22 protein-coding genes are annotated in these 26,089 nt (G+C 74.6%); 14 read left to right on the top strand and 8 right to left on the bottom strand.

The window, feature by feature from the left end; genetic code table 11:
- Positions 1-25: 25 nt before the first annotated feature.
- On the bottom strand, positions 26-3,253 hold the full coding sequence (icmF, locus tag VM636_RS02250; RefSeq protein ID WP_053912854.1) for a fused isobutyryl-CoA mutase/GTPase IcmF: 3,228 nt from the start codon (positions 3,251-3,253) through the stop codon (positions 26-28).
- A 161-nt stretch (positions 3,254-3,414) separates the two neighbouring features.
- Positions 3,415-4,179 (bottom strand): helical backbone metal receptor, encoded by a 765-nt coding sequence (locus VM636_RS02245; RefSeq protein ID WP_030423056.1) that lies wholly within the window; start codon positions 4,177-4,179, stop codon positions 3,415-3,417.
- A 612-nt stretch (positions 4,180-4,791) separates the two neighbouring features.
- Between VM636_RS02245 and VM636_RS02240 the strand changes: the two genes are divergently transcribed.
- The 5 genes from VM636_RS02240 (at position 4,792) to VM636_RS02220 (ending at position 10,395) form a co-directional block, all read left to right on the top strand.
- Positions 4,792-5,688, top strand: a complete 897-nt coding sequence (locus tag VM636_RS02240) for a methylenetetrahydrofolate reductase (protein ID WP_030423055.1) — start codon at positions 4,792-4,794, stop codon at positions 5,686-5,688.
- 162 nt (positions 5,689-5,850) lie between these two features.
- Positions 5,851-6,810 (top strand): tetrahydrofolate dehydrogenase/cyclohydrolase catalytic domain-containing protein, encoded by a 960-nt coding sequence (locus tag VM636_RS02235; protein ID WP_078856266.1) that lies wholly within the window; start codon positions 5,851-5,853, stop codon positions 6,808-6,810.
- Positions 6,807-7,679, top strand: coding sequence for a formyltetrahydrofolate deformylase (gene purU, locus VM636_RS02230; RefSeq protein WP_053912853.1), 873 nt, complete (start codon positions 6,807-6,809; stop codon positions 7,677-7,679). Before VM636_RS02235 ends, purU begins: the two co-directional genes overlap by 4 nt.
- A 317-nt stretch (positions 7,680-7,996) precedes the next feature.
- On the top strand, positions 7,997-9,712 hold the full coding sequence (locus VM636_RS02225) for an ATP-binding protein (RefSeq protein WP_338483053.1): 1,716 nt from the start codon (positions 7,997-7,999) through the stop codon (positions 9,710-9,712).
- Positions 9,709-10,395: a response regulator transcription factor gene (locus tag VM636_RS02220; protein ID WP_051821574.1), complete on the top strand. Its 687-nt coding sequence runs from the start codon at positions 9,709-9,711 to the stop codon at positions 10,393-10,395. The genes VM636_RS02225 and VM636_RS02220 overlap by 4 nt, the downstream gene beginning before the upstream one ends.
- A 157-nt stretch (positions 10,396-10,552) precedes the next feature.
- Here the strand turns inward: VM636_RS02220 and VM636_RS02215 are convergent, their stop codons facing one another.
- A complete protein-coding gene (locus VM636_RS02215; protein ID WP_053912852.1) occupies positions 10,553-11,953 on the bottom strand; it encodes an aminomethyltransferase family protein in 1,401 nt (466 codons plus the stop codon).
- Between the two features lie 405 nt (positions 11,954-12,358).
- Between VM636_RS02215 and VM636_RS02210 the strand changes: the two genes are divergently transcribed.
- From VM636_RS02210 to VM636_RS02200, 3 genes are all read left to right on the top strand, one after another.
- Entirely contained in the window at positions 12,359-12,718 is a 360-nt protein-coding gene (locus VM636_RS02210) for a protocatechuate 3,4-dioxygenase (RefSeq protein ID WP_030423049.1), read from the top strand.
- Positions 12,711-13,568: a class III extradiol dioxygenase subunit beta gene (locus tag VM636_RS02205; RefSeq protein ID WP_053912851.1), complete on the top strand. Its 858-nt coding sequence runs from the start codon at positions 12,711-12,713 to the stop codon at positions 13,566-13,568. Before VM636_RS02210 ends, VM636_RS02205 begins: the two co-directional genes overlap by 8 nt.
- Positions 13,569-13,675: 107 nt before the next feature.
- Positions 13,676-14,236 (top strand): dihydropteroate synthase, encoded by a 561-nt coding sequence (locus VM636_RS02200; RefSeq protein ID WP_338483048.1) that lies wholly within the window; start codon positions 13,676-13,678, stop codon positions 14,234-14,236.
- Positions 14,237-14,337: 101 nt separating this feature from the next.
- On the opposite strand, the gene VM636_RS02195 is transcribed toward VM636_RS02200, so the two are convergent.
- From VM636_RS02195 to VM636_RS02180, 4 genes are all read right to left on the bottom strand, one after another.
- Positions 14,338-14,613, bottom strand: a complete 276-nt coding sequence (locus VM636_RS02195) for a muconolactone Delta-isomerase family protein (RefSeq protein WP_338483047.1) — start codon at positions 14,611-14,613, stop codon at positions 14,338-14,340.
- A 43-nt stretch (positions 14,614-14,656) separates the two neighbouring features.
- Positions 14,657-15,364, bottom strand: coding sequence for an alpha/beta hydrolase family protein (locus tag VM636_RS02190; RefSeq protein WP_030423045.1), 708 nt, complete (start codon positions 15,362-15,364; stop codon positions 14,657-14,659).
- A gap of 491 nt (positions 15,365-15,855) precedes the next feature.
- Positions 15,856-17,193, bottom strand: a complete 1,338-nt coding sequence (locus VM636_RS02185) for an MFS transporter (protein WP_037860033.1) — start codon at positions 17,191-17,193, stop codon at positions 15,856-15,858.
- Between the two features lie 344 nt (positions 17,194-17,537).
- Positions 17,538-19,346: a thiamine pyrophosphate-dependent enzyme gene (locus tag VM636_RS02180; protein WP_234340362.1), complete on the bottom strand. Its 1,809-nt coding sequence runs from the start codon at positions 19,344-19,346 to the stop codon at positions 17,538-17,540.
- A gap of 263 nt (positions 19,347-19,609) precedes the next feature.
- Between VM636_RS02180 and VM636_RS02175 the strand changes: the two genes are divergently transcribed.
- Positions 19,610-21,082, top strand: coding sequence for an aldehyde dehydrogenase family protein (locus VM636_RS02175; RefSeq protein ID WP_338483046.1), 1,473 nt, complete (start codon positions 19,610-19,612; stop codon positions 21,080-21,082).
- Positions 21,083-21,187: 105 nt separating this feature from the next.
- Here VM636_RS02175 and VM636_RS02170 read toward each other — a convergent pair whose 3' ends face one another.
- Positions 21,188-21,661 carry a hypothetical protein gene (locus VM636_RS02170; protein ID WP_030423300.1) on the bottom strand — a complete coding sequence of 158 codons (474 nt, stop codon included), beginning with the start codon at positions 21,659-21,661 and terminating at the stop codon, positions 21,188-21,190.
- A gap of 357 nt (positions 21,662-22,018) precedes the next feature.
- Here VM636_RS02170 and VM636_RS02165 point away from each other — a divergent pair, with 357 nt between their 5' ends.
- The 5 genes from VM636_RS02165 (at position 22,019) to VM636_RS02145 (ending at position 25,695) form a co-directional block, all read left to right on the top strand.
- Positions 22,019-22,555 carry a hypothetical protein gene (locus tag VM636_RS02165; protein WP_030423299.1) on the top strand — a complete coding sequence of 179 codons (537 nt, stop codon included), beginning with the start codon at positions 22,019-22,021 and terminating at the stop codon, positions 22,553-22,555.
- Between the two features lie 87 nt (positions 22,556-22,642).
- On the top strand, positions 22,643-23,095 hold the full coding sequence (locus VM636_RS02160) for a VOC family protein (protein WP_030423298.1): 453 nt from the start codon (positions 22,643-22,645) through the stop codon (positions 23,093-23,095).
- Positions 23,096-23,180: 85 nt separating this feature from the next.
- Positions 23,181-24,389: an MFS transporter gene (locus VM636_RS02155; protein WP_030423297.1), complete on the top strand. Its 1,209-nt coding sequence runs from the start codon at positions 23,181-23,183 to the stop codon at positions 24,387-24,389.
- Positions 24,390-24,545: 156 nt separating this feature from the next.
- Positions 24,546-25,127, top strand: a complete 582-nt coding sequence (locus VM636_RS02150) for a sugar O-acetyltransferase (RefSeq protein ID WP_030423296.1) — start codon at positions 24,546-24,548, stop codon at positions 25,125-25,127.
- Between the two features lie 10 nt (positions 25,128-25,137).
- Positions 25,138-25,695, top strand: a complete 558-nt coding sequence (locus VM636_RS02145; protein ID WP_338483040.1) for a TetR family transcriptional regulator — start codon at positions 25,138-25,140, stop codon at positions 25,693-25,695.
- Positions 25,696-26,089: the final 394 nt, after the last annotated feature.

Here is a 26,089-nt window from a genome sequence, read left to right as displayed (position 1 = left end):
CGGGTGCGCGCGGGGCCCGGGGCCGTCACACGTTGCGCCGGTACTGGCCGCCCACCTCGAAGAACGCCTCGGTGACCTGCTGGAGGGTGCAGACCCGGGCGGCGTCCATGAGCACCGCGAACACGTTCTCCCCGCCGATCGCCGCGTCCTTGAGCCGGGCGACCGCCTCGGCGGCCTCCTCGCCGTGGGTGGAGCGGTAGGTGGTGACCCGTTCGAGCTGGGACTCCTTCTCCGTCTCCGTGGCGCGGGCCAGCTCCAGCTCCGGGGCCTCGCCGGAGTCACCGGGCCGCTGGAAGGTGTTCACGCCGATGATCGGCAGCGACCCGTCGTGTTTGCGCTGCTCGTACAGCATCGACTCGTCCTGGATGCGCCCGCGCTGGTAGCCGGTCTCCATGGCGCCGAGCACCCCGCCGCGCTCGTTGATCCGGTCGAACTCGGCGAGTACCGCCTCCTCCACCAGGTCGGTGAGCTGGTCGATGACGAACGAGCCCTGGAGCGGGTTCTCGTTCATGGCGAGGCCCCACTCCCGGTTGATGATCAACTGGATGGCCAGGGCCCGGCGCACCGACTCCTCGGACGGGGTGGTGACCGCCTCGTCGTAGGCGTTGGTGTGCAGCGAGTTGGCGTTGTCGTAGATGGCGATGAGGGCCTGGAGGGTGGTGCGGATGTCGTTGAAGTCCATCTCCTGCGCGTGCAGGGAGCGCCCGGAGGTCTGGACGTGGTACTTGAGCTTCTGCGAGCGCTCGTTCGCGCCGTACTTCTCGCGCATGGCCACCGCCCAGATGCGGCGGGCGACGCGGCCGAGGACCGAGTACTCGGGGTCCATGCCGTTGGAGAAGAAGAAGGACAGGTTCGGCGCGAAGTCGTCGATGTGCATGCCGCGCGCGAGGTACGCCTCGACGTAGGTGAAGCCGTTGGCGAGGGTGAAGGCGAGCTGGCTGATCGGGTTCGCGCCGGCCTCGGCGATGTGGTAGCCCGAGATGGAGACCGAGTAGAAGTTGCGGACCCGGTGGGCGATGAACCACTCCTGGATGTCCGCCATCATCCGCAGCGAGAACTCGGTGGAGAACAGGCAGGTGTTCTGGCCCTGGTCCTCCTTGAGGATGTCGGCCTGCACCGTGCCGCGCACGCCGGCGAGCGCGCGGGCCCGCAGTTCGGCGGCCTCCTCGGCCGAGGGGTCGCGGCCCTCGGCGGCGCGGAACTTCTCGGTCTGCTGGTCGATGACGGTGTTGAGGAAGAAGGCCAGCACGGTCGGGGCCGGGCCGTTGATCGTCATCGAGACGGAGGTGGTCGGCGCGGTCAGGTCGAAACCGTCGTAGAGCGCCTTCATGTCGTCCAGAGTGGCCACCGAGACGCCGGAGGTGCCGACCTTGCCGTAGATGTCGGGGCGCCGGTCGGGGTCGCGGCCGTAGAGCGTCACCGAGTCGAACGCGGTGGACAGGCGGGTGGCGGGCTGGCCCTCGGAGAGCAGCTTGAAGCGCCGGTTGGTGCGGAACGGGTCGCCCTCGCCCGCGAACATCCGGGCCGGGTCCTCGCCGTCCCGCTTGAACGGGAAGACACCGGCGGTGAACGGGAAGCGGCCGGGCAGGTTCTCCCGGCGCCAGAACCGGACCAGTTCGCCGTGGTCGGCGAAGTGGGGGAGCGCGACCCGGGGCACCTTGCTGCCGGAGAGGGACTCGCGGGTCAGCGCGGTGCGGATCTCCCGGTCGCGGACGGTGACGACCTGCTCGTCGCCGGAGTACGCGGCCACCACGGCGGGCCAGCCGTCGATCTGCTCGGCGACCTCGTACGGGAGCCGGGCGCGCGCCTCGTCGAGCAGCGCCTCCACCCCGCCGGCGTCCGCACCGGCCTCGGCGAGGTCGCCGCGGACCGCGTCCAGGCGCTGCACGCGCCGCGCCGCCGCCACGAGCCGGTCGGTCTCGCCGTGGTAGGCGCGGACCGTCTCGGTGATCTCCGCGAGGTAGCGGACCCGCTCGGCCGGGACGACCTGCCGGATGCCGGAGGAGTGGCGTACGTCGACCGTGGGCAGGGCGCCCTCGGCGAGCGGCAGCCCGTGCTCGGCGAGGGCGGCCGACAGGTGCTGGTAGAGGGCGGTGACGCCGTCGTCGTTGAAGGTGGCCGCCGAGGTGCCGAAGACCGGCATGTCCTCGGGCTTCTTGCCGAACGCCTCGCGGTTGCGCACCATCTGGCGGCCCACGTCGCGCAGCGCGTCCTTGGCGCCGCGCCGCTCGAACTTGTTGATGGCGACCAGATCGGCGAAGTCGAGCATGTCGATCTTCTCCAGTTGGGAGGCCGCGCCGAACTCGGGCGTCATCACGTACATCGACGTGTCGACGAACGGCACGATCGCGGCGTCGCCCTGGCCGATGCCCGGGGTCTCCACGACGACCAGGTCGAACCCGGCGGCCTTGACCACGGCGATGACGTCGCTGAGGTGCTCGGGCAGCTCACGGCTGCCGCGGGTGGCCAGGCTGCGGAAGAAGACGCGGTCCCCGTCGAGGGAGTTCATGCGGATGCGGTCGCCGAGCAGGGCGCCGCCGCCGCGCCGCCGGGTCGGGTCGACGGCGATGACGGCGATGCGCAGCTTGTCCCGCTGGTCGACGCGGAAGCGGCGGACCAGTTCGTCGGTGAGCGAGGACTTGCCGGAGCCGCCGGTGCCGGTGATGCCGAGCACCGGCACCACCCGGGCCGCGGCGGCGGTGCGCAGCTCCTCCAGCAACTCGGCCGGGAGGGTGCCGAGTTCGGCGCCCGTGAGGGTGCGGGCGAGGGCGAAGCGGTCGCCGGACAGCACGCCCGCGGCGTCGGCCGGACCGGCGGCCCACAGGTCGAAGTCGCAGTCCCGGACGACCGAGTTGACCATCCCGGCCAGGCCCATCCGCTGGCCGTCCTCGGGGGAGAAGATGGTCACGCCGCTCTCCCGGAGCCGGGTGATCTCGGCGGGCACGATCACCCCGCCGCCCCCGCCGACCACCCGTACGTGCCCGGCGCCCCGCTCGCGCAGCGACTCGACCAGGTACTCGAAGTACTCGACGTGGCCGCCCTGGTAGGAGGAGACGGCGACGCCGTGCACGTCCTCCTCGATCGCCGCGTCGACGACCTCGCGCACCGACCGGTTGTGTCCGAGGTGGATCACCTCGGCGCCCTGGGACTGGAAGATCCGGCGCATGATGTTGATCGAGGCGTCGTGCCCGTCGAACAGGGCCGACGCGGTGACCAGGCGGACGGGGTGCGCGGGGCGGTGGAGATCGCTCATGGGGGCCTTCCCGGGCGGCTCGGGCGGATGGTGCTGAGAAGATAGTAGGACGTCCTACTAAACGCCGGGAGGTGCCACGCGTGTGAGCAGACGCACAGCTTTCGTGAGCCGGGCCACAGGGAAGGGGGCGGACAGGCGCCGGCGGCACCCCCGCCCGCCGCTCACAGCGTCGCGGTCAGCCGCCGCAGCATCGCGTGCGCCTCGGGCAGCGAGGGCCCGTACCAGGTGAGCAGCCGCCCGTCCACCAGCCGGACCGGCGTCCGCCGGAAGGACTCCGGTCCGTCGTCCGGCCCGAAGGCGTACGGCTCGTCCGGCAGCAGTACCGCGTCCACCTCCGGCCGGTCGATCCGCTCCAGCGGGACGTGCGGATAGCGGCCCTCGTGCGCGCCGAAGGCGTTGACGAGGCCGGCCCGGCGCAGCAGGTCGCCGGTGAACGTGGACCGCCCGACCACCATCCACGGATCGCGCCAGATGGGCACCGCCACCGTCGCCACCGGTTCGGGCACCGTCCCCGACCACAGCGACCGGGCCCGCTCCACCCACGGCGGCACCGGGGCGCCGAGCGCCTCGGTGAACAGGCGGGCGATCGACTCCAGCGCCTGCGGCACGGTCTCGATCACCGTCACCCACACCGGCACGCCCGCCGCGCGCAGCCGGGTCACGTCCAGTTCCCGGTTCTCCTCCTTGTTGGCGATCACCAGATCCGGCCGCAGCCGCTCGATCGCCGTCCGGTCCGGGTTCTTGGTGCCCCGTACCCGGGTCACGTCCAGCCCCGCCGGGTGCGTGCACCAGTCCGTCGCGCCCACCAGGACCCCGGGGCGGTCCGCCGCGACCGTCTCGGTCAGCGACGGCACGAGGGACACCACCCGGCGCGGCGGCCGGTCCAGGTCGAGGACGGTGCCCATGTCGTCAGCGAGCGGCGGCATCACGGGGCTCCAGGGGTCGGGAACGGCGGACGGTCACGGTCCGCGCCGGTACGGCGCTGCCGCTGGAAGCCTGCCACGGGCGGCGGCATCCGGAACACCGGGGAGGGGGACGGCGCCCGGTCCGCGGGCTGCCCGTGGCCGCCCTCGGCGCGGCCGGTGCCGTCGCCGGGGCCCCGGACCCGTGGCCGCCACCGGCCTTCACGCCGGAGGTGCCCCGCGCCCCGCTCCCGCGCCGCCCTTCCCGCTCCCGGGCCTACGTCACTTGTCCCGCAGGGGCCGCGACGCTCGCCAAGGGCAGGTCCGGTCATCCGCGCGTTTCCGGGCGTGGCCCGGCCTCCTAGCGTCTTAGCAGGTCCGGAGCCCGGACCCGGGCCACCCGCCGCCACGTGCCGCACCGGCCCGCCCGCACCCCCCGGATCATCCAGCGAAGGGTCCGCACCACATCATGGCCTCGGAGAATCCGGCGGTCACCGCCCGCACCGGGCACCGCGGGCGTCCCGCCACGCCCGGCCCCGCCGCCCGGCGCCCCGTACCGGGCGCCACCGCGCGGCAGCCGTCCGCCGCACCGGCCCCTCCTGTCCAGTACGCCCGCACCCAGCAACGGAGCACGCGATGACGTCGGTGAGAAACGCCGAGGACTCCACCCCCCGCACCGCGGGCCGCAGACCCGCCCGCCCGGCCGCGGCGGCGGTGGCCGACGCGCTGCGTGACGCCACCTACGAGATCCTGCCGTTCAAGAGCGCCGAGGAGAAGGTGCTCGCCCACGTCCCGCGCGACGTGGCGCTCACGGTGACCACGACCGAGGCCAAGGGCCTCGACCCCACCCTCGGCCTCGCGGCCCGCCTCACCGAGCAGGGCTACCGGGCCGCCCCGCACATCGCCGCCCGGCTGGTCCGCGACCGGGTCCACCTCGGCGACCTCGTCGACCGGCTCGCCGACGCCGGTGTCGACCGGCTCTTCGTCATCGGCGGGGACGCCGCCGAACCCGCCGGGGAGTTCCCCGACGCGCTGAGCCTGCTCGAAGCCCTGCGCGAGCGGGACCACCACTTCGCCTCCGTCGGCATCGGCGGCTACCCCGAGGGCCACGGCAGCATCGGCGACGAGCTGATCGACAAGGCCCTCGCGGACAAGGCCCCGCACGCGGACCACGTCATCACCCAGCTCTGCTTCGACGCGGCCACCACCGTCCGCTGGGCCCGCGCCGTCCAGGAGCGCGGCGTCGGCCTGCCGATACGCGTCGGCATCCCCGGCGCGATCAGCCGGCAGAAGCTGGTCCGCGTCTCGGCGGGCCTCGGCCTCGGCCAGTCGGCCCGTTTCCTGAAGAAGCAGCAGAACCTCCTGTGGCGCTTCTTCCTGCCCGGCGGCTACAGCCCCGACAAGCTGATCGAACGCCTCACCCCCGCCTTCGGCGCCGCCGACAACCGCCTGCACGGCTTCCACGTGTTCACCTTCAACGACCTGGACAGCACCGAGTCCTGGCGGCAGGAATGGCTCGCCCGCCTCTCCTGAGCGCCGCCCCGCGCCCCTCACCACACCCCGTCGCCCGTCCGCCGCGCCGGATCTCGCCCGTCGCCGCTCTCCCGGCGGACGCGCCGCCCCGCCCCGCCGTGCCGCGGACACCGCCACCCCCCGCCTCTTCGTACGCCGCCCACCGGAGGAGTTGCAGAACTGATGAGTGCCCAGGTCATCGACGGCCGGGCGTGCGCCCGCGCCCTCACGGAGGGCCTGGCCGACGAGGTGTCGCGCCTGGCCGGCGAGGGGATCCGGACCGGCCTGGCCACGGTCGTCGTCGGCGACGAGTACGCCTCGGCCGCCTACGAACGGCGCCTGCGGCGCCTCGCGGACCGGCTCGGCGTCGCCTACCACCCCCGCTCCCTGCCCCCGGGCACCACCCGGTCCGAGCTGACCGGCACGATCGCGGAACTGAACGCCGACCCGGCCGTCTCCGGCGTCCTCGTGCTGCGCCCGCTGCCCCCGCACATCGACGAGTCGGCCGTCTTCGGCACCCTCGACCCGCGCAAGGACGTCGAGGCGGTCCACCCCGAGAACGCCGGCCTCCTCGCCCTCGGCGTCCCCCGCTACGTCCCCTCCACCGCCGCCTCCGTCTTCCACCTGCTGGACACCTGGCTGGACGCGGTGGGCGAGGACCGCGCCGACTTCTACCACCGGTCCCGCATCGTCGTCGTGGGCCGTTCCAACACCGTCGGCAAGCCCGCCGTCGCGCTCGGCTACCAGCGCGAGGCCACCGTGGAATCGGTCGACGAGTGGGCCGACCGCACCCACGGGCTCGGCCGCCACACCCGGCGCGCGGACGTCCTCATCGTCGCCGCCGGCAAGGCCGGGCTGATCCGGGCCGAACACGTCCGCGAGGGCGCCGTCGTCATCGACGTCGGCATCAACCCCCGCCGGGACGCGGACGGCACCGTCCGCATGGTCGGGGACGTCGACCACGACGCCGTCGCCCCCCGGGCACGCGCCCTCACCCCGGTCCCGGGCGGCGTCGGCCCGGTGACCGACGTGTGGCTCTTCCGCAACACCGTGCAGGCCGCCCGGCTCCTCGCCGGCCGGCCGCCGCTGCCCGGCCCGCTCTCCCGCCCCAGCCCGACCGACCCCCTCCTGGAGGCGTCATGACCTCGCCCGCTGCCGCCCGGCGCGGCGTCCTGCTGCTGTCCTGCCCCGACGCGCCCGGCATCGTGCACGCCGTCACCGAACCGCTGGCCAGGGAGCACTGCACCATCCTGCAGAGCCAGCAGTTCGGCAGCTCCACCAGCGACACCTTCCACATGCGGGTCGAGTTCGCGCACGCCGACGGGGACGCCCTCGACCTCGACGCGCTGCGCCGCGGCCTGGCGCCCGTCGCCGAGCGGTTCGGCATGACCTGGCGGCTCACCGACGCCGCCCGGCGGCCCCGTACGGTCCTGATGGTCAGCCGGTTCGCGCACTGCCTGAACGACCTGCTGTTCCGCAACTCCCTCGGCGAACTCAACCTCGACGTGGTCGCCGTGGTCTCCAACCACCCCGACCTCGGCCGGATCGCGGACAGTTACGAGGTGCCCTTCCGCCACATCCCGGTCACCGCGCGGAACAAGCCGCGCGCCGAGGAGGAACTGCTCGCCCTGGTCGAGGAGGAGAGGGTCGACCTCGTCGTCCTCGCCCGGTACATGCAGATCCTCTCCGACGACGCCTGCAAGCGCCTCGACGGCCGGGCGATCAACATCCACCACTCGATGCTGCCCAGCTTCAAGGGCGCCCGGCCCTACCACCAGGCGCACGCCCGCGGCGTCAAGTACATCGGCGCGACCGCCCACTACGTCACCGCCGACCTGGACGAGGGCCCCATCATCGAGCAGGAGCTGATCCGCGTCGACCACTCCCTCGACCCGGCCCAGCTCGCGGCCCGTGGCCGGGAGGCGGAGACCCGCGCGCTCGCCCGCGCGGTGCGCTGGCACTGCGAGAACCGGGTCGTCGTCAACGGCAACCGGACCGTCGTCTTCCAGTGATGTCCGGCGTCCGTCGTCCGGCGTCCGTCCTCCCGTGGCCGGCTCCCGGAACGCCCGGGGCCCGATTCCGGTGACGTCCGGCAGGGGGCCGGCGCGGCGGGCGGGCGCCCTCCCGGCCCCGCCGGCACACCGGCCGCCGCCCCGCTTCGGCGGTCCGTCCCGACCTGGTACGGGACATTCGACGTAGGTGCGCGTTCGGGGCGAAACGGGACGTTGTCGCGGGGTGACGTATCCGCTTCCGGCGTGCATGCTGTGACACGACATGCGACGACGCCCGGCACGACCCGCCGCGTCGGGGGCGGGGTAGGGAGGGCCGTATGCCGAGCCGGGACCGAGGGGCGACCGACGCGCCGCACGCGCCGCGCGAACCGGACACGGCCCACGCGCCGCGCACCGCGGACGACCCCGCCGCCGGGGGCGTGGCCTGGTCCGACCTCGCGGAGCACGCACCGGACGGGCTCGCCGTCGTCGACGAGCACGGCCGCTTCCTCCGGCTCAACGCCGCCGCCGTCGCCCTCTGCGCCCGCCCGGCCGCCGAACTGGTCGGCCGCCCCGCCCCGTTCGACATCGCGCTCGGCTTCACCGCCGGCTCGCCCGGCCTGCTCGACGACGGCGCCGCCGAGCAGATGTGCACCTGGACCCCCGGGAGCGGCCCCGCCCGCGAGTTCGCGTACCGCACCCGGCCCCTGCCCGGCGAACCGCCGCGCACCGTGGTCGCCTTCCGCGACGTCAGCGCCGAGCGGCACCGCCAGCGCCGGGTCGCGGCCATCGCCCGCACCGCCGCGAAACTCGCCTCGGAGGGCTCGCTGACCGCGATGCTCGACGCCCTCGCCCAGGAGGTGCTGCGGGCCGACATGCTCGCCGCGGTGCAGATCCTCACCCTCGACGAGTCCGGGGAGAGCCTCCAGATCATGGGCTCGGCCGGCTTCCCGCGCCGCTCCGACTTCTTCGACCTCCTCATGGCCTGCCGCGACCGCGGGGCCACGCTGCGCATGCTGGACGCCTTCGAACTGGCGGAACCCGTGGTGATCGCGGACCGCGGCGACGCCATCCAGGCCGACCCGGCCTGGGAACCCCTCCACGCCCACATGGGCGCGCTGCGCTGGGACTGGTTCGCCAGTGTCCCGCTGCTGCTGCGCGGCCGGGCCATCGGCATCATCAACGCCTACTTCGCCCCCGGCCAGGTGGTGGGCCGCCAGACCCTGGAGTTCCTGGAGGCCATGGCCGACCAGGCCGCCGTCGCCGTCGACTACGTGGCCCTCCTGCGCGACGAGCGGGAACTCGCCCGCCGCGAGGAACGCCAGCGGCTCGCCCGCGACCTGCACGACTCGATCGTCCAGCAGGTCTTCTCCATCTCGATGCAGGCCAAGGTGATGGGCGTGCTCGGCGCCCGCACCGACACCGTCCCCGCCGACAGCGTGCGCCGGATCGCCGACGAGGTGGGCGCGCTCTCCAAGACGGTGCTGACCGACCTGCGCGCGATGGTGCACGAACTGCGGCCCTCCCTCTCCACCCAGCTCGGCCTGGAGGAGGCGGTGCGCGCCCTGACGGAGAGCACCACCAACCGGACCGGACTCCGCTTCGACCTGGTGGTCGGCGCCGGGCTGGAGCAGATCGGCGCGGAGACCGCCGAGGACGTCTACCGGGTCGTCGCCGAGGCCATCCACAACGTCGTCAAGCACGCCGGGGCCCGCTGGGTGACGCTGCGGATGGGGGTGCGCGACCACAGCCTCGTGGTGACGGTGGCCGACGACGGCAAGGGCCTGCCCGACCCCGTCGGCACGGGCACCCCGCCGGGCGGCGGCTACGGACTGACCAGCATGCGCGAGCGGGCCGAGCGCTGGGGCGGCACGGTCCGGGTCGCACCGGGCCCCGGCGGCGGCACGGAGGTCAGGCTCTCCGTGCCCCTCGCCGTCTCCGTCCCCCGCGACCCCACCGCCGTACCGGACGACGCCGCTCCCGCCGCCGGCCGCACCCGGGCCCACGGCCGCACCCACCCCACCCCGACGGACCCGACGGAGGACGCGACATGAACGCCCCCACCCCGACCGCCCCGGAGACGACGGCGCTGCGCGTGATGATCGTCGACGACCACGCGGTGGTCCGCCGCGGCATCCGCGCCTACCTGGAGGTGCTGGACGACGTCCAGGTCGCCGCCGAGGCCCCCGACGGGCAGGAGGCCGTCGACCGGCTCCAGGAGATGTCGGTACGCGGCGAACTGCCCGACGCCGTCCTCATCGACCTCTTGATGCCCCGGATGGACGGCGTCGCCGCCACCGCGCACATCACCCGCAACCACCCCGGCGTCAAGGTGGTGGTGCTGACCAGCTTCGGCGAGATGGAGCGCGTCCACGCCGCCCTGGCCAACGGGGCCTCCGGCTACCTGCTCAAGGACGCCGAACCGCACGAGGTGGTGGCCGCCCTGAGGGCCGCCGCGCGCGGCGACGTCTTCCTGCACCCCTCGGTCGCCCGCCGCCTGACGCAGGAGATCGTCTCCCCGCCCACCGGCCTGAGCACCCTGACCAACCGGGAGCGGGACGTCCTCGCCCTGGTCGCCCAGGGCTGCTCCAACCAGGAGATCGCCGACGAACTGGTGATCAGCGAGCGCACCGCCCGCACCCACGTGAGCAACGTGCTGCGCAAGCTCCAGCTCACCTCCCGCACCCAGGCGGCCCTGGTCGCCGTCCACGAGGGCCTCGTCCCGCAGCAGCGCTGACACCGCGCCCCGGTCCGCGCCGGGACGCGCGGACCGGGGCGCGGCGTGCCGGACGCGGACGGACCGGCGTGCGAGGCACCCGACGCCCCGCGCACGAAACGGCCGGGGGCGGCCGGCACCCGGTGCCCGCCGCCCCCGGCCGTCGCGCCGGTGTCCCTCAGACCGTGCCGGCCGTGCGCCAGCCCGGCTGGTAGCTGTCCCGGGCCATCGCCGTGTACGGGGCCGGGGAGACGATCGCCCGCACCGGGAACTGGACGTGCGGCTGCACCGTGGTCTTGCCCGAACCGCCGTCCGGCTCGCCCCAGACGACCTCGACCTCGGCGCCCAGCGGCACGTCCGGGTTGACCGTGGCCAGCGACAGCGCCTTGCGCTCGTTGGCGCTGTAGCCGGTGAACAGCGACAGGCCGACGGTGTTGCCGTCCGCGTCCCGCACCGTGTCGTAGTTCGAGGAGCCGTAGTTGGCGTTCGGCAGGTCGAAGAACTGGTAGCCGGGGCCCTCCTGGACCGGCGAGGCCAGCAGCTTGGACACGTCCTCCGTGTTCCACTCCAGGGTGACCTTGCGGCGCTGGGCCGCCGGGTCGATCGCCTCCAGGGCGCTGCGGCCCACGAAGTCGTGGTCGAACTTCACGAAGCCGCCGTAGCCCAGCTCCCACGGGTTGAGGTAGTAGTCCTCGATGTCCCGGGAGACGAAGCTGCCCGCCAGGGCGTTGGTCGCCTCGTAGCCGTCCGCGGCGAGCCACTCGCGGTACGGGCGCATCTCCTCGCCGGTGTACACGGCGGGCAGCGGCGAGGGGATCCAGCCCGACTCCAGCGTGTTGCAGGAGTAGGCGCGGCAGCCGGCCGGCTCCAGACCGAACTCGCGGCCCGCCTCCAGGATCGCCTCGCGCACCTTGTCGTAACTGCCGTACGGGCCCCAGATCTCCAGACCGGGGGCGCCCGCCATGCCGTGGCGCAGGGTGCGGATGCGCTCGCCGGCGATGTCCATGTAGCCCATCCGGAAGAACTTCACCTTGTCGACCGGGCCGCCGTTGACCTTCTCGATGACGTCCCAGGCCCGCGGGCCCTGGATCTGGAAGCGCCAGACGTCCCGGGTGACCGGCTTGCCGTACGGACGCGACGGCGAGCGGTCGTCCTTGCGGATGTCGACGTTGTACCCCCGGCCGCCCTTGTACGTCAGCCAGTTGGCGACCGGCGCGCGGCCGACGAAGACGAACTCCTCCTCGGCCAGCCGGAACAGGATGCCGTCGCCGATGACCCCGCCGCCGGGAGACACCGGGACGAACTGCTTCGCCGAGTCCACGGGGAAGTTGGCCGTGCTGTTGATGCCCGTGTCGGTGAACAGCTTCAGCGCGTCCGGGCCGGAGACCCACAGGTTCACCATGTGGTGGGACTGGTCGAACAGCACCGCCGTGTTCTGCCAGGCGGTCACCTCACGCCGGAAGTTGGTGAACTCGGCCGGCACGACCGGGTAGATGTACGCCCCGAGCTGGGAGTTGCGCAGCAGTTCCACCGTGTCGCCCGAGCGATCCAACACGTCCTGCAGGTTCTTGGCACTCATGTGCAATCCGTCCTCACTCGCGGTTCTCGGCCACCCGGCCCCAGGCGGGAGCGGCCGTCTTCGGCTGTACTGCGATGTCGCGCCGCGGTCGCTGCGTCCGGCGGAGCGGCGCGGGTGGGCGCGGGCCCGCCGACAGGGCCGGCAGCCGTCCGCCTCACGCTAGGGACCCCGGCCGCCGAGCGGCACAGAGGAATGGCGGGACCCTGGCGGCCGGGCCCGGCCATAGGAGGCGAGTCATATGACGTAGCCGCCGCCGGGTACGTCAAATGTCGCGTCGCGGCCTCGACAGGAAGCCCGCGTGGTCGGGACGTGTGGGCGATGGCCCGGCCCGCGCCGCGCCCTACGGTCGAAGCCATTCGGCGCCGGCCGCGCCCCCGCGCCGGGCCCCGAGCCAGGGAGCACCGTATGACACGCCAGCACGGGCTGGAACCTCCGGGAACGTACGTCTTCGACGGTCCCACCAGCCGCCGCGGACACCCGATGAACAAGCTGTTCATGTCGCTGCGGGAGGAGACCGCGCGCCGGGAGTTCCTGGCCGGCGAGGCCGCCTACTGCGCGCGCTTCGCGCTGTCCGGCCCGCAGACGGAGGCCGTCCTGCGGCGCGACTGGCAGGCGATGCTCGACCTGGGCGGCAGCATCTTCTTCCTCTACAAGCTCGCCATGATCGACGGGCTCTCCATGCAGTACCTCGGCGGCGTCTTCACCGGCATGACCGAGGCCGAGTTCAAGGCAGCGATGCTGGCGGGAGGACGGACCGATGTCTGAGGTGATCTGGGGACTGGCCACGTCGCACGTGCCGTCCATCGGGGCCGCGATGGACCGGGGCATGACCGCCGACCCGGTCTGGTCGCCCCTCTTCGAGGGGTACGCACCCGCCCGCGAATGGCTCGCCCGCAACAAGCCCGACGTCGCCATCCTCGTCTACAACGACCACGCCAACGGCGTCGACATGGACATCGTCCCCACCTTCGCCCTCGGCACCGCCGAGCGCTACCGGGTCGCCGACGAGGGCTTCGGCCGCCGCCCGGTGCCCGACGTCGAGGGCGACCCCGACTTCTCCTTCCACCTGCTGCGCCACCTGATGGACGACGGCTTCGACCTCACCGTCTTCCAGGAACTCGACGTCGACCACGGCTTCACCGTCCCCCTGTCGGTGTGGACGCCGGAGCCCGGCGACGCCTGGCCCTGCCCGGTCGTGCCGATCGTGGTCAACGTCATCCAGTACCCGCAGCCCACCGCCGCCCGCTGCTACGCCCTCGGGCAGGCGCTGGGCCGGGCGATCGCCGCGTACGAGGGCGCCGGGACCGTCGGCATCCTCGGCACCGGCGGCATGTCGCACCAACTGGCGGGCGCGCGGGCCGGGTTCATCAACCCCGAGTTCGACCACATGTTCCTCGACGCCATCGAGGAGGACCCCGGGAAGCTCGCCGCGCTCACCCGCGAGGACTTCATCCGCGAGGCCGGCGCCGAGGGCATCGAACTGATCATGTGGCTCGTGATGCGCGGCGCGATGAACGAGCGGGTCCGCCGCGTGCACCGCGCCTACCACGTGCCCGCCTCCAACACCGCCGCCGGACTGGCCCTGTTCGACAACCGCCCCGGGCCGTCCGCCTGACCGTCGGGCGCCCCGGACCCCGAGCCGGACAAGCGCTCCCGACGTCCGCCGACCCGACCGCGCCGGCACCCCCCGGCGCGAGCACGGTGCCCCGCCCGGGGCGCCGCGTGCTGCCGGTCGCCGCCGAACCGGCGGCGGCCGGCGTGCGGGTCGGTGTGGACACCACCCGGCCCGTCGATGCCCCGGTCGGCGCGGGCGCCGCGCTCGTCAACGTCGGCGGCGGCCCCGCCGACCCGGCGATGGCCCGCGTGCCCGCCCGCGCCGGTGCGCCCCGGGCGCCCGGTCACCGGTGCGGCGCCGGCCGCACCGTGTACGCCGGTGCCGTCCACGGCGACGTGGCCGCCGAGGCCCGTACCGAACTGCCGTCCCGTGCCGATGCCGCCGATGCCGCCGTCGCGGCCGGGGTGGACGCCGGGCGGCTGATCCTCGCCCCCTGCCCGTGCTTCGCCACGCCGGCCGACCACGACGGGGTACTCCTCAGCCTGCCTGGACACCCCGGCCCCGCGCGGACCGCCGGTGCCGCTGGGCCCCTCCCGCAAGCGGTTGCCCGCCCCGTCGGTGACCGGCGGCGCGGCCCGGTCCACGGCCGGGGCGCGGGGAGGGGCGTACGCGTGCACGACGTGGATGCGGTCCCCGTGCCGTCGGCCGCAGGCCGGGCGGCGGCCTGAAGCGCCGTCACCGGCGGGACACCGGAAGCGCGGTGGCCGCGCGGAGGAATCGGTAAGGGGCCCCTCGACGGCGAGGGGCCCCTTACCGTGGTGGCGGCCGGTCACCTCTCCTGGGGGTGGGTGGCGAGCGCCTCCACGGTGACGTCCATCCACTTCCACAGGGGCAGCGACACCAGCGCGTCGTGCAGCGCGGCCGGGTCCGCCGCCTCGTACAGGCCGACGGTGGCGTTGCGGCCGGGCACGCGCCACAGCCGCTTCAGGACGCCCGCCTCCCGCAACTCCGTGGCGCGGACGCGCTCGGCCCGGCGCAGCTCCTCACGGACCTCGTCCGGGGTGTCCGGCGGCAGCAGGTTCTCGGTACGGACCAGGAACTCCACGGTTCTTCCTCCTCCTCGACCGGGTGGGTACGGCGTCCGGTGCTCAGGCCGCGGCGATGCCGAGCAGCAGCTCGGCCAGCTCGCCGGGGGCGGTGACCATGGCCTCGTGTCCGGTGGCGATCTCGTGGACCGGCCAGCCACGGGCGGCGGCGCGCTCGGCCTGCCCCGTGAAGACCCGCATCCAGTCCACGCACTCGACGAAGACGCCCGGCACCCGGCCGGCGCCGCCGGTCAGCCGCAGCGGCTCGGTGTAGGTCAGCCAGGGGTGCGGGGTCAGGCGCGGCGCGAGCCAGTCGAGGTCGGCCCGCTCGCTCACGCCGAGCCGTTCCAGCGGCCGGACCGGCACGAGCCAGCCGAAGCCGGGACCGGCGACCGCCTCCCGGTAGTGCCCGGCGACGGTCTCGGGCAGCAGGTCGATCGCGGCCTCGCCGTCGTCGCCGACGAACGCGTCCAGGTGGACGCGGCGGGCCAGCCGCTCCGGCACGCGGTCGGCGACACCGGTGACGACCTGGCCCGCGTAGCTGTGCCCGACCAGCACCACGTCCCGCAGGTCGTGGGCCTCCAGCAGCGCGACGACGTCCTGGACGTGCGTGGCGAGGCCGACCTGGGGGGTCAGCAGGTGGGCCCGGTCGCTGAGGCCGGTGAGGGTGGGGGCGTGCACCTCGTGGCCGGCGGCCCGCAGGGCCGGGACGACGCGCTGCCAGGCCCAGCCGCCGTGCCAGGCGCCGTGGAGGAGGACGAACGTGCTCATGCGGGGTCACCCTTCGGGGTTCGGTGGTGCGGTGGTTCGGGAGTCTTCTTCGGGGGCAGGGGGCAGGGGGCAGGGGGCAGGGGGCGGGGGCGCGCGTGACGGGGCGCCCGCCCCGGGGGCCGCCGGCGGTGGTGTGGCCGGTGCGCGCCGCCGGGCGCATGGCTCGCGCGGGGTCGGCGGGGCCCGCCGCGCGCGGGCCACGGCCCGGGGTGCGGCCCGCCCGTCCCGGGCGCGGCGGCCGGGGCCGCCGTGGTGGTCACGATGGCGACGGCACCGACGTTAGGGAGCGGGGGAAGATCCCGTAACACGCGAATGACCGGACCCGCGCGGAGCGTTGTCCCGGCGCCGCTACGTCATCCGTCGCGGGGCCCCGCGCGCGCGACGGCCGACGGTCCGGCGCCCCTGTCGGGCGGGCCGGCCGTCGGCCGTCGGGGGAGTGCCGGCCCGGGGCGGCGGGACGTGCGGGTCCCCGCGCGGCGGACCGGCACCGGTCAGGCGGTCGTCCCGCTCGGGACGGACGTCGCCGAGGTCTCCGACTCACCGCCGGAGGAGGGCGCCGAGCCGCCGCGCAGACCGAGGATCGCCACCAGGCTGACCGCCGAGAGGGCGGAGACGTAGCAGGCGATGACGGTGGAGGAGTTGTACGCGTCGAACAGCGCGGTGAGCGCGATGGGCGTCACGGCGCCGCCGATCACACCGCCCATCTGGTAGGCGATGGAGATGCCGCTGTAGCGGACCTTGACGTCGAAGATGTCGGTGAACAGGCCGCCCTGCGCACCGGCCATGATGCCCTGCACGATGGCCGCGACCATGAAGGCGACCAGCGCCATGCCGACGCTCTTGGTGTTGACCATGGCGAACATCGGGATCGGCCACAGCGCGGCGGTGAGCGTGCCGATGGTGTAGACCCGCTTCGAGCCGAACCGGTCGGAGGCGAGCGCGGAGACGGCGATGGCGATGACCCACACCACCGTCGACAGCAGGATCAGCGTCAGCAGCGTGGTCCGCTCGAAGCCGACCTGCTGGGTGCCGTAGGTCAGCATGTAGACGATGACCGTGTAGCCGACCGCGGGCGGCGCGATGGATGCGAGGGAGGCCAGGACCAGGGTCCGCGGCTGACGGCGGAACAGCTCGGCCACCGGCACCTTGCTGACGCTGCGCTCCTTCTTGACCTTCTCGAACTCGGGCGCCTCCTGGAGCCGCGAGCGCACCAGGAAACCGACCACGACCATCAGCGCGCTGACCAGGAACGGGATGCGCCAGCCGTACGAGCGGAAGGCGTCGTCGCCCAGGCTGGAGACCAGCAGGAACGCCAGGTTGGAGGTGAGCACGCCGATGGGCAGGCCGAACTGCGCGAAGCTGCCGTAGAGCGCGCGGCGGCGCGGCGAGGCGTGCTCGGTGGCGATGAGGATGGCACCGCCCCACTCGCCGCCCACGCCGAAGCCCTGGATCAGCCGCAGCGCCACCAGCAGCAGCGGGGCACCGACGCCGATCGCCGCGTAGGTGGGCAGCACACCGATGAGGAAGGTCGAGCCACCGGTCAGCATCAGCGTGAGCACCAGCATCGACTTGCGGCCGATCCGGTCGCCGTAGTGGCCGATGACCGCGGCGCCCAGCGGCCGGGCGATGAAGCCGACGGCGAAGGTGGCGAAGGCGGCGAGGGTGCCGGCCACGGGGGAGAACCCGGGGAAGAACAGGTCACCGAAGATCAGCGCGGCGGCGGTACCGAAAATGTAGTAGTCGTACCACTCGATCGACGTGCCGACGAAACTGGCCGCGAATATGCCCTTCTTGTTCTTGGTTGGCGTGGTGCTGGGTGAGGGGGTCACGACGGGTACTCCTCCGAAACGCCGGACGGCGGGGTGAGGGTGCTCCTCCCGGGACGGTGAGGACGCACGGCGGGCTGGGGCGGGCGGGTCCGGGCCCCGGCCGGTGGCGTGGGCGGCCGGAACGGCCGGCCGGGGCGCGGGCCGGTGGCGACGCCCGCCGCACGGCCCGCGCGAAGGCCCGGCGGGTCGCCGCCGAGCCGGCCCCGCGGTGCCGCGCGGTGAGGCCGGACTCGGTCTTCCGGACTCGCTCGTCCAGGGAATGTAAGTGAGGACGGCTGCCGCGTCGCGGGTCTTCTGCGGCATGACGCCTACGTCATGTGTCGCACCGCACGGCCGAGGGCCGGTCAGCCCAGCGGACGGGTCTCGTGGACCAGGGGGAGTTCGAGCAGCCGGGGCCCGCGGCCCGGTGCCACGGCGGCGAGTTCGGCGGCGAGTTCGGCGCCGTCGGTGATCCGCCGGGCGGGCAGCCCGTACCCCTGCGCCGTGCGCACCGCGTCGAGTCCGGGCAGGTCCAGGCCGGGCGCGTGCGCCACGCCGAGCTGGTCGACGAAGCCGCGCAGCGCCCCGTAGGTGCCGTTGCGCAGCACCAGGAACGTGACGGGCAGGTTCTCCCGCACCGCCGTCCACAGTCCGGCCACGCCGTACTGCACGGCGCCGTCGCCGAGTACGGCGACCACCGGCCGGGACGGGTCGGCCAGCGCGACCCCGGCCGCGGCGGGCAGCCCGAAACCGAGGCCGCCGGCGGCGGGGAAGAAGAGCCCGCGCGGGCGGTCCAGGCGCAGGTGCTGCCAGAACTGGGTGGTGTTGGACGTCGACTCGTTCACCAGACGCACCCCGGCCGGCAGCGTGCGCGCCATCAGCGCGAACACCTGGTCCGCGGTGAACGGCGCGACCGCCCCCACCGGGTCCGCGCCGCCTACCGGGCCGGAGCCCGCGCCGGTCCCGGTCGTCGGGTGCGTGGCGGTGGCGGTGCGCGGGACCGTGCCGGTGACGGTCGCCGTGCCCGCGCCGCCTCCCGGTCCCGTGCCGTCTCCCGGCCCTGTGCCGTCCCGCGGCCCCACGCCGTCCCCGGGGCCCGTGCCGCCCCCTGTCCGCGTGTCCGTGCCGGTGCGCACCCCGGCCGCCGGCGCCCCGCCGGCCGGCAGCCGCCCCGGCGCGGGGGCCAGCGCGTCCAGCAACTGGCCCGTGACCGCCGCGACGTCGCCCACCAGCGCGTCGCCGAAGGCGGACCGCGCCGCCGCGTACGGGTCCGCGCCGACCGCCACCAGCTCCGTGCCCTCGGCGAGCCACGGCCCCGGCCGGTACGCGTGGTACCGGAACACCGGGGCGCCCAGCACCAGCACCAGGTCGTGGCCGGACAGATGCTCGGCGACCCCCGCGATGCTCGGCGGCAACACCCCCCGGAACAGCGGGTGCCGGGTCGGGAACGGGCAGCGCGGCGGCGTCGGCGCCACCCACACGGGCAGCCCGAGCCGCCCGGCCAGCTCCACCACCCGGTCGTAGGCCCGCTCGTCGTCCACCTCCGGGCCCACCACCAGCGCCGGGGACACCGCCCGCGCCAGCCGCCCGGCCAGCTCCGCCACCACCTCCGGCCCGGCCGCGCCCACCGACCGCACCCGGCGCCCCGCCAGGTGAGCGACCTCGTGCGCCGCCACCTCGGCGCCCCAGTCATCCATCGGCAGCGACACGAACACCGGACCCGCCGGCGCCAGCGTGGCCAGGTGGAACGCCTCCGACAGGGCCCGCGGCACGTCCTCGGCGCGGGCCGGTTCACAGGCCCACTTCACGTGCGGCTCCGGCACCCGGGTCATCGCCGGCTCCGCGAGCACCGACCCCAGCCCGATCATCGCGCGGGCCTGCTGACCCGCGGTCACCACCAGCGGGGTCCGCGAGGCGTGCGCGTTGGCGAGGTTGCCCATCGCGTTGCCCAGTCCGGCCGCCGAGTGCAGGTTGACCAGCGCCGGACGCCCCGTGGCCTGCGCGTAGCCGTCCGCCGTCGCCAGGACGGCGCCCTCGTGCAGCCCGAGGACGTACCGGAAGTCCGCCGGGAAACCGTCCAGGAACGGCAGCTCGTTGGAGCCCGGATTGCCGAACACGGTGGTCAGTCCCCAGGTCCGCAACAGCTCGTACGTGATCGCGCGAACGGTCGGCATGGCGTCCTCCAGGGGATCGGAAAGGCCCGGGGGCCGTCGCTCCCCGGGAGCCGCGCACGTTACGCGCCGTTTCGACCCCGGCCGAGCGCCCGGCCCCGATCTACGTCGGATGTCTCGGGCGTACTTGCCGCAACGGCCCGGAAGGATCGGGTCCCATGCCCGGGGGCCCCGGCCGCGCCCGCGGTTACGGTGGCCCGACGCCAGCCGGGAGACGGCCGATCCCACGCCCCGCCCCCTCCCGTGCGACGACCGGAGGTACGCCGATGGCACCGTTGGACCAGCTCGCCCAGCTCCCCGAGATCAGAACCGGGCTCTACGTCGACGGCGAGACGCACGAGACCCGGCAGACGCTCCGCGTCGTCGACCCGGCCGACCGCGAGTCGGTCGTCGGGCTCGCCGCCGCCGCGGACGCCGGCCAGGCCACGGCCGCCGTCGCCGCGGCCCACCGGGCCTTCCCCGCCTGGGCCGCCCGCGGCGCCGGGGAACGCGCCGAACTGCTCACCGCCGCGCTCGCCCCGCTGGAGGGCGACCGTGAGGCCACCGCCGAGATCCTCACCCGCGAGAACGGCAAGATCCGGAGGGAGTCGTTCGTCGACTCCCTGGTCTTCGAGCACCGCTTCCGCCTCGCCGCCGCTCTCGCCGAGGAGGTCGAGCGGGTCACCACCCTGCCGGCCCCGCCGTACCGCACCGAGGTCTCCTACCTCCCCCTCGGCGTCGTGACGATCATCGTGCCCTTCAACTGGCCGCTGGCCATCCTCGCCGCCGCGCTGCCGCAGGCTCTCCTCGCGGGCAACACCGTCGTCGTCAAGCCGCCGCCCACCGCGCCGCTCGCCACCACCCGCACCGTGGAGAGGGTCGCCCGCTCCCTGCCGCCCGGCGTGCTCAACGTGGTCACCGGCACCGACGCCGAGATCGGCGCCCCGCTGGTCCAGGACGACCGAGTCAAGAAGGTCTGCTTCACCGGCAGCTCCCTCGGCGGCCGGCGGATCATGGCGATGGCCGCCGAGTCCCTCACCCGGGTCGCCCTGGAACTGGGCGGCAACGACCCCGCACTGGTGCTCGCGGACGCCGACCTCGGCCCCGAGGCGATGCGACGCCTGTTCACCGGCACCTTCGACTCCACCGGCCAGATCTGCATGGCCACGAAGCGGCTCTACGTCCACCGCTCCCGGTACGAGGAGGTCGTGGAGGGCCTCACCGCCCAGCTCGCCGAGGTCCGGCTCGGCCACGGACTCGCCGAGAACGTCACCATGGGCCCGCTGCACAGCGCCGCCCAGCGCGCCTACGTACGGGAACTGCTGGACGAGGCCCGCGCGGCCGGTGCCGAGGTCCGCGAGTTCGGGGAGGCCGCCGACGGACAGGACCCGACCCGCGGCACCTTCCTGCGGCCCTCGCTGGTGCTCGACCCGGCCGACAACGCCCGCGTGGTCGTCGAGGAACAGTTCGGGCCCACGCTGCCGGTGCTGCCGTTCGACGACGAGGACGAGGCCGTCGGCCGCGCCAACGACACCTGGTCGGGCCTGTGCTCCTCGGTGTGGACGCGGGACCTCGACCGTGCGGCGGCCGTAGCGGCCCGGCTGCGCACCGGCTACACCTTCGTGAACGCGCACGGCGCCGCCCACCTGGACGAGCGCGCCCCGTTCGGCGGCTTCGACCACAGCGGCATGGGCCGCGAGATGGGCGTCGAGGGGGTCCGCGAGTTCATGGACACCCACGCGGTCGGCTTCCCCGCCTGATCCGCCCGCGGCCCGCGGCCCCTCCCGGTCCGGTCCGGACCACCCGGCCGGACCGGGAGGCCACCCCGCGGGTGACCCGGCGGCGGGCCTCCGCGGCGCCCGGCTCTAGCGGGACCACCGGCAGGAGCGGCGCCCGCGGGCGGAGCGGCGCGTCCCGCAGGACCCGCGCGCGATCTCGTCGGTGACGAACCCGAGCCCGATGCCGAGCATCCACGCGTCCTTCGCCAGCGCCGTCCCCTGCTGCGTCGGGCGCAGGCTGCCCTCCTGCCGCATCCCGGGGGTGCGCAGGTACAGGCCCAGCAGCCCGGCGGAGAAGGCGGTCAGCCCGGCGCCGGCCACGACGGTCGGCACGACCGGCAGCAGCAGCGCGGCGCCGAGCGTGATCTCCCCGGCGGAGAGGAGCTTCACGAACTTCGTCGCCGGCAGTTTGCCGAGGAACGGGTACGTCATCGTCGCCATGCCGTGCAACTGCGAGGCGGTCTCCTCGTCGGCCTTGCGCTTGGCGAGACCGGAGTTCAGGATGAACGCCCCGGTGGCCAGGCGCGGCGCGATGTGCCGGGCTTCGACGGGCAGACGCATGACGGCTCCCTGGGGATGGGGGGAAGAGCGGGGGGAAGGGCGGTGCGGACGGGCCCGTTCGCCAGCGTAAGGCGACCGCGGGCCCGGCGCAGTCCGGGAGGGCCGACAGTGGGGCGGGCGGGCTCCGGCGGGGAGTTCCGCCGGGGGCGCGACCGCTGAGACCGGCGCGAGCGGCGGCGCGACGAAGGCGCCCGGCGCGACGGCCGCGCGGTGCGGCGCCGTGCCGCCGGCGCGGCGGGGGACGCGGGGCGCGGCGAGGCCGTCCTGCACCCGCCACCCGCGTACGCCCCCGACGGTAGGCACGGTTACTCCCGCCGCCGGACGCGTCCGCGGCCCCGCCCCGGCACCGTGGGGGCCGTGACACTCAGCCGACCCGTACGCCGGGCCACCCTCGCCGTCCACGTCGTCGCCTCCGCCGCCTGGCTCGGGCTCACCCTCGGCCTGCTGGCGCTCGCCCTCGCCGCGACCACCGCCCCGTCCGCGGCGAGCGCCGAGCCGAGCGTGCGGGCCATGCGGCTCTTCGCCGACCTGCTGCTGCTCCCGGTGGCGCTCACCACCCTCGCCTCCGGCCTGGTGCTGGCCCTCGGCACGCCCTGGGGGCTGGCCCGCCACCGGTGGGTGTGGACCAAGTTCTGGCTGACGCTCGCCGCCACCATCGCGACGGCCTTCGCGTTGCGGCCGGGCGTGCACGCCGCCCTCGCCGCCGTCACCGCTGGCGAACCACTTCCCGGGCCCGCCGACGTGTCGGCCGGACCGTTCGTCTCCCTCACCGCGTACGTCTTCATGACGGTGATCTCGCTGCTCAAGCCCTGGGGGCCGACCCGGCGCGGACGCAGGCCCCGGCGCCCGTCCCGCCGTGGGGAGGCCGTCGCGCCGGCCGCCCGCGCCCGGTGATCGGCTTTCGGGCCGCCGCCGGGCGTCCCAAGATGGACGAGACGCCCGAGGGACAGAGCCCACCGTCGAGAACGCCGGGAGTGAGACATGCGCCGTGACGATCTGCCCGCCCCGGAGTCGGGGATACTGCTCACCCACTTCCTCACCGTGGCCGACGTGCCGCGCTCACGTGACTTCTACGCCGGGGTCCTCGGCGGGGAAGTGGTCCTCGACGAGAACCCCTGCATCGTCAGACTGGCCAACAGCTGGCTGATCATGAACCCGGGCGGCGGGCCCACCCCCGACAAGCCCGACGTCACCCTGCACCCGCCCGACGACCCGCACACGGCCACCAGCTTCCTCAACCTGCGTGTGGCCGACATCGCGCGCTGCTACCGCGAATGGACCGAGCGGGGCGCGGAGTTCCTCACCCCGCCCATCGACCGCAAGGCCGAGATCCGCTGCTACCTGCGCGATCCCGACGGCTACCTCATCGAGGTCGGCCAGTCCACCGGTCTGCTGCACGGCATCCTCGCCGACCCGCCCGCCGGGGACCGCTGACCGCGACGGCCGTCCCGGAGCACGCCCCGTGACCCTCCCCCCCCTGGAGCGTACGTTCGTACGCTCTGCGGGTAGGGTCCCGCTCATGACTGTCGAGACGCTGCGGCGGCCCACCCTGGCCGACCGGCGGGCCCGCGTGGCCGTGGCCGTGCTGTTCTTCACCAACGGGGCGCTGTTCGCCAACCTGCTGCCGAGGTATCCGCAGATCAAGGCGGACCTCGGCATCGGCAACGCGGCCTACGGGCTGGCCGTCGCGGCGTTCCCGACCGGCGCCATCGTCGCCGGGCCGGCGGCCGGCGTCCTCGTCCGCCGGTTCGGCTCGGCGCGGGTGGCCGTCGCGGGCACGCTGTTCACCGCCGTCGGCATCCTCGCGGCCGGACTCTCCGGTTCGGTCGCGGTGTTCGCCGCGGCCCTGTTCCTCGCCGGGGCGATGGACGCCGTCACCGACGTCGCGCAGAACGCCCACGGCCTGCGCGTCCAGCGCCGCTACGGACGCTCCGTCATCAACTCCTTCCACGCGATCTGGTCGGTCGGCGCCGTCACCGGCGGTGCGATGGCCGCCGCGGCGATCGCCCTCGGACTGGCCCGCGGCCCCCATCTCGTCGTCTCGGGCCTGCTGTGCGTGGCCGCGGCCTGCGTCGCCCTGCGCTTCTGCCTCCCCGGTCCGGAGACCGGGGCCGACGGGGAAGAGACCCCCGGCGGTGACGCCCGCCCCGCCGAGGGGGGCGCGTCGCCGGGCCGTCGGGTCGCCTGGGTGCTGACCGCCCTGGTCCTCATCGCCACCGCGGGCACCGTCGTCGAGGACGCCGGCAACTCCTGGGCCGCCCTCTACCTCTCCGACTCCCTGCGGTCGACCGCGGCCGTGGCCGCCTCCGGCTACATCGCCCTGGTCGGCGCCCAGTTCGTGGGCCGCCTGATGGGCGACCGACTCGTCGACCGGTTCGGGCAGCGCGCCGTGGCCCGCTCCGGCGGCCTCATCGTCGCCGTCGGCATGGGCCTCGCGCTCGCCGTGCCGACGGTCCCGGGGACGGTCCTCGGTTTCGCCGCCGCCGGATTCGGCGTCGCCACCCTCGTCCCCGCCGCCATGCACGAGGCCGACTCGCTGCCCGGCCTCAAGCCCGGATCGGGGCTGACCCTCGTCTCCTGGCTGATGCGCCTGGGCTTCCTGCTGCCGCCGCCGCTGGTCGGCCTGGTCGCCGACGCCACCAGCCTCCGGGCCGGGCTGCTCGTGGTGCCCCTCGCCGGGCTCCTGGTCGTGTCCCTGGCGGGGGTGCTGCGCACCCGGCGGCCGTGAGGTCAGGGTCGTGAGGTCAGGGGAGTGAGGGCGGGCGCGGGTGGGGCGGGCCGGGGCCATGACGGGGGGAGCGGGGCGGGTCGGCCGGAAAGCCCACGGCGGACGACTCGCGCGGCGAGGGTACGTACGTACACTCCCGGGTGTACGGTCGTACGCATGCCGACGGACCACTTCGCCGGGGACCCGCGCACCCAGCTCGAACGCATGCGTGCGGGCGACCTCTACCTCGCCGACGACCCCGAGATCGCCCGCATGCAGCAGCGGGCGGTACGGCTGGCCGCCCGCTACCAGGCCGCCTTCGCCGAGGACGCGGACGCCGCCCGGCCGCTGCTCGCCGAACTCCTCGGCTCGCTGGGGGAGGAGGCCCAGGTCCGGCCGCCCCTGTACGTCGACTACGGCACCCACATCAGCATCGGTGCCCGCACCTTCGTCAACTACCAGTTGACTGCGCTGGACGTCGCCGCCATCACCATCGGTGAGGACTGCCAGATCGGGCCCAACGTCCAACTGCTCACACCGACCCATCCGTTGGAGCCGGGGCCGCGCAGGGACAAACTGGAGGCCGCCCGGCCCATCGTCATCGGCGACAACGTGTGGATCGGGGGCGGCGCCATCGTGCTGCCCGGCGTCACCATCGGCGACGACTCCGTCGTGGGCGCCGGAGCGGTCGTCACCAAGGACGTGCCGCCCGGTGTCGTCGCCGTCGGCAACCCGGCCCGCACCGTCCGGACCCTGTGAGCCCGCTGCCGTGGCCACCGGACACACCGACCCCCAGCGCCGCGAACGCATCATCGCCGCCACCCTCGACCTCATCGCCGAGGAGGGCATCGCGCGGGTCTCCCACCGGAGGATCGCCCAGCGCGCCCAGGTGCCGCTGGGGTCCATGACGTACCACTTCAACGGCATGGACCGGTTGCTGCGGGAGGCGTTCGGCAGGTTCATCGACCACATCGTCGCCGTCTTCGACGCCCACCTCGACGGCGTCGCCGACCAGGACCATGCCCGCGAGGCGGTGGCCGACCTCGTGCACGCCCTGTCGGAGGGCAGCAGGCGCGACCTCGTCCTCACCCAGGAGCTGTACACCCTCGCGGCCCGCTCCCCCTCCTACCGCGAACTCACCCACACCTGGATGCGGCACAGCCGGGTCCGCCTGGAAGCGCACTTCGACCCGGACACGGCCCGCCAACTCGACGCCCTCATCGAGGGGCTGACCCTGCACCGGGCCCTGGACCGGGAACCGCACGACCGTGCCCTGACGCTCGAAGCCGTCACCCGGATCACCACGCGGGGCGGTCCGGCCACCTGAGCGGGACCGGGCCCGCCGCGGAACACACGGGCCCGCTGAACCGCCCGTGCGGCATGGTCCTGACCGCCGTGCCGCACGGGCTCCCTCCCCGAGCCCGCCCCGGCGTGGGATGTGAGCCCCGGGACGGTCGGGAGGGTGCCCGGGGCGGGGCGGGGCGGGGCGGGGTGGGGTGGCGCGGGGCGCGTGCACCGGGCCGGGCGTGCGTCCCCAGGGCCGGACTTCCGTGCCGGGCCGGGAACCGGGCGGGGTCCGGGCGTGCGCCCCGAGGTTGGTCTGCCGCGCCGTGCCGGTCCGGGCGTGCGCCCCGAGGGGCGCCGGGCCGGGAACCACCGCGGGCCGGTGTGCGGAAGGAACCGGGCGCGGGTTCGGGTAGGGCACCCCGGGCCGGAAGCCA

The sequence above is a fragment of the Streptomyces sp. SCSIO 75703 genome (assembly GCF_036607905.1).
Taxonomy (GTDB): Bacteria; Actinomycetota; Actinomycetes; order Streptomycetales; family Streptomycetaceae; genus Streptomyces.
The sequence above is the reverse complement of the archived record's forward strand: the minus strand, read 5'-3'. Positions and strand labels throughout refer to the sequence as shown.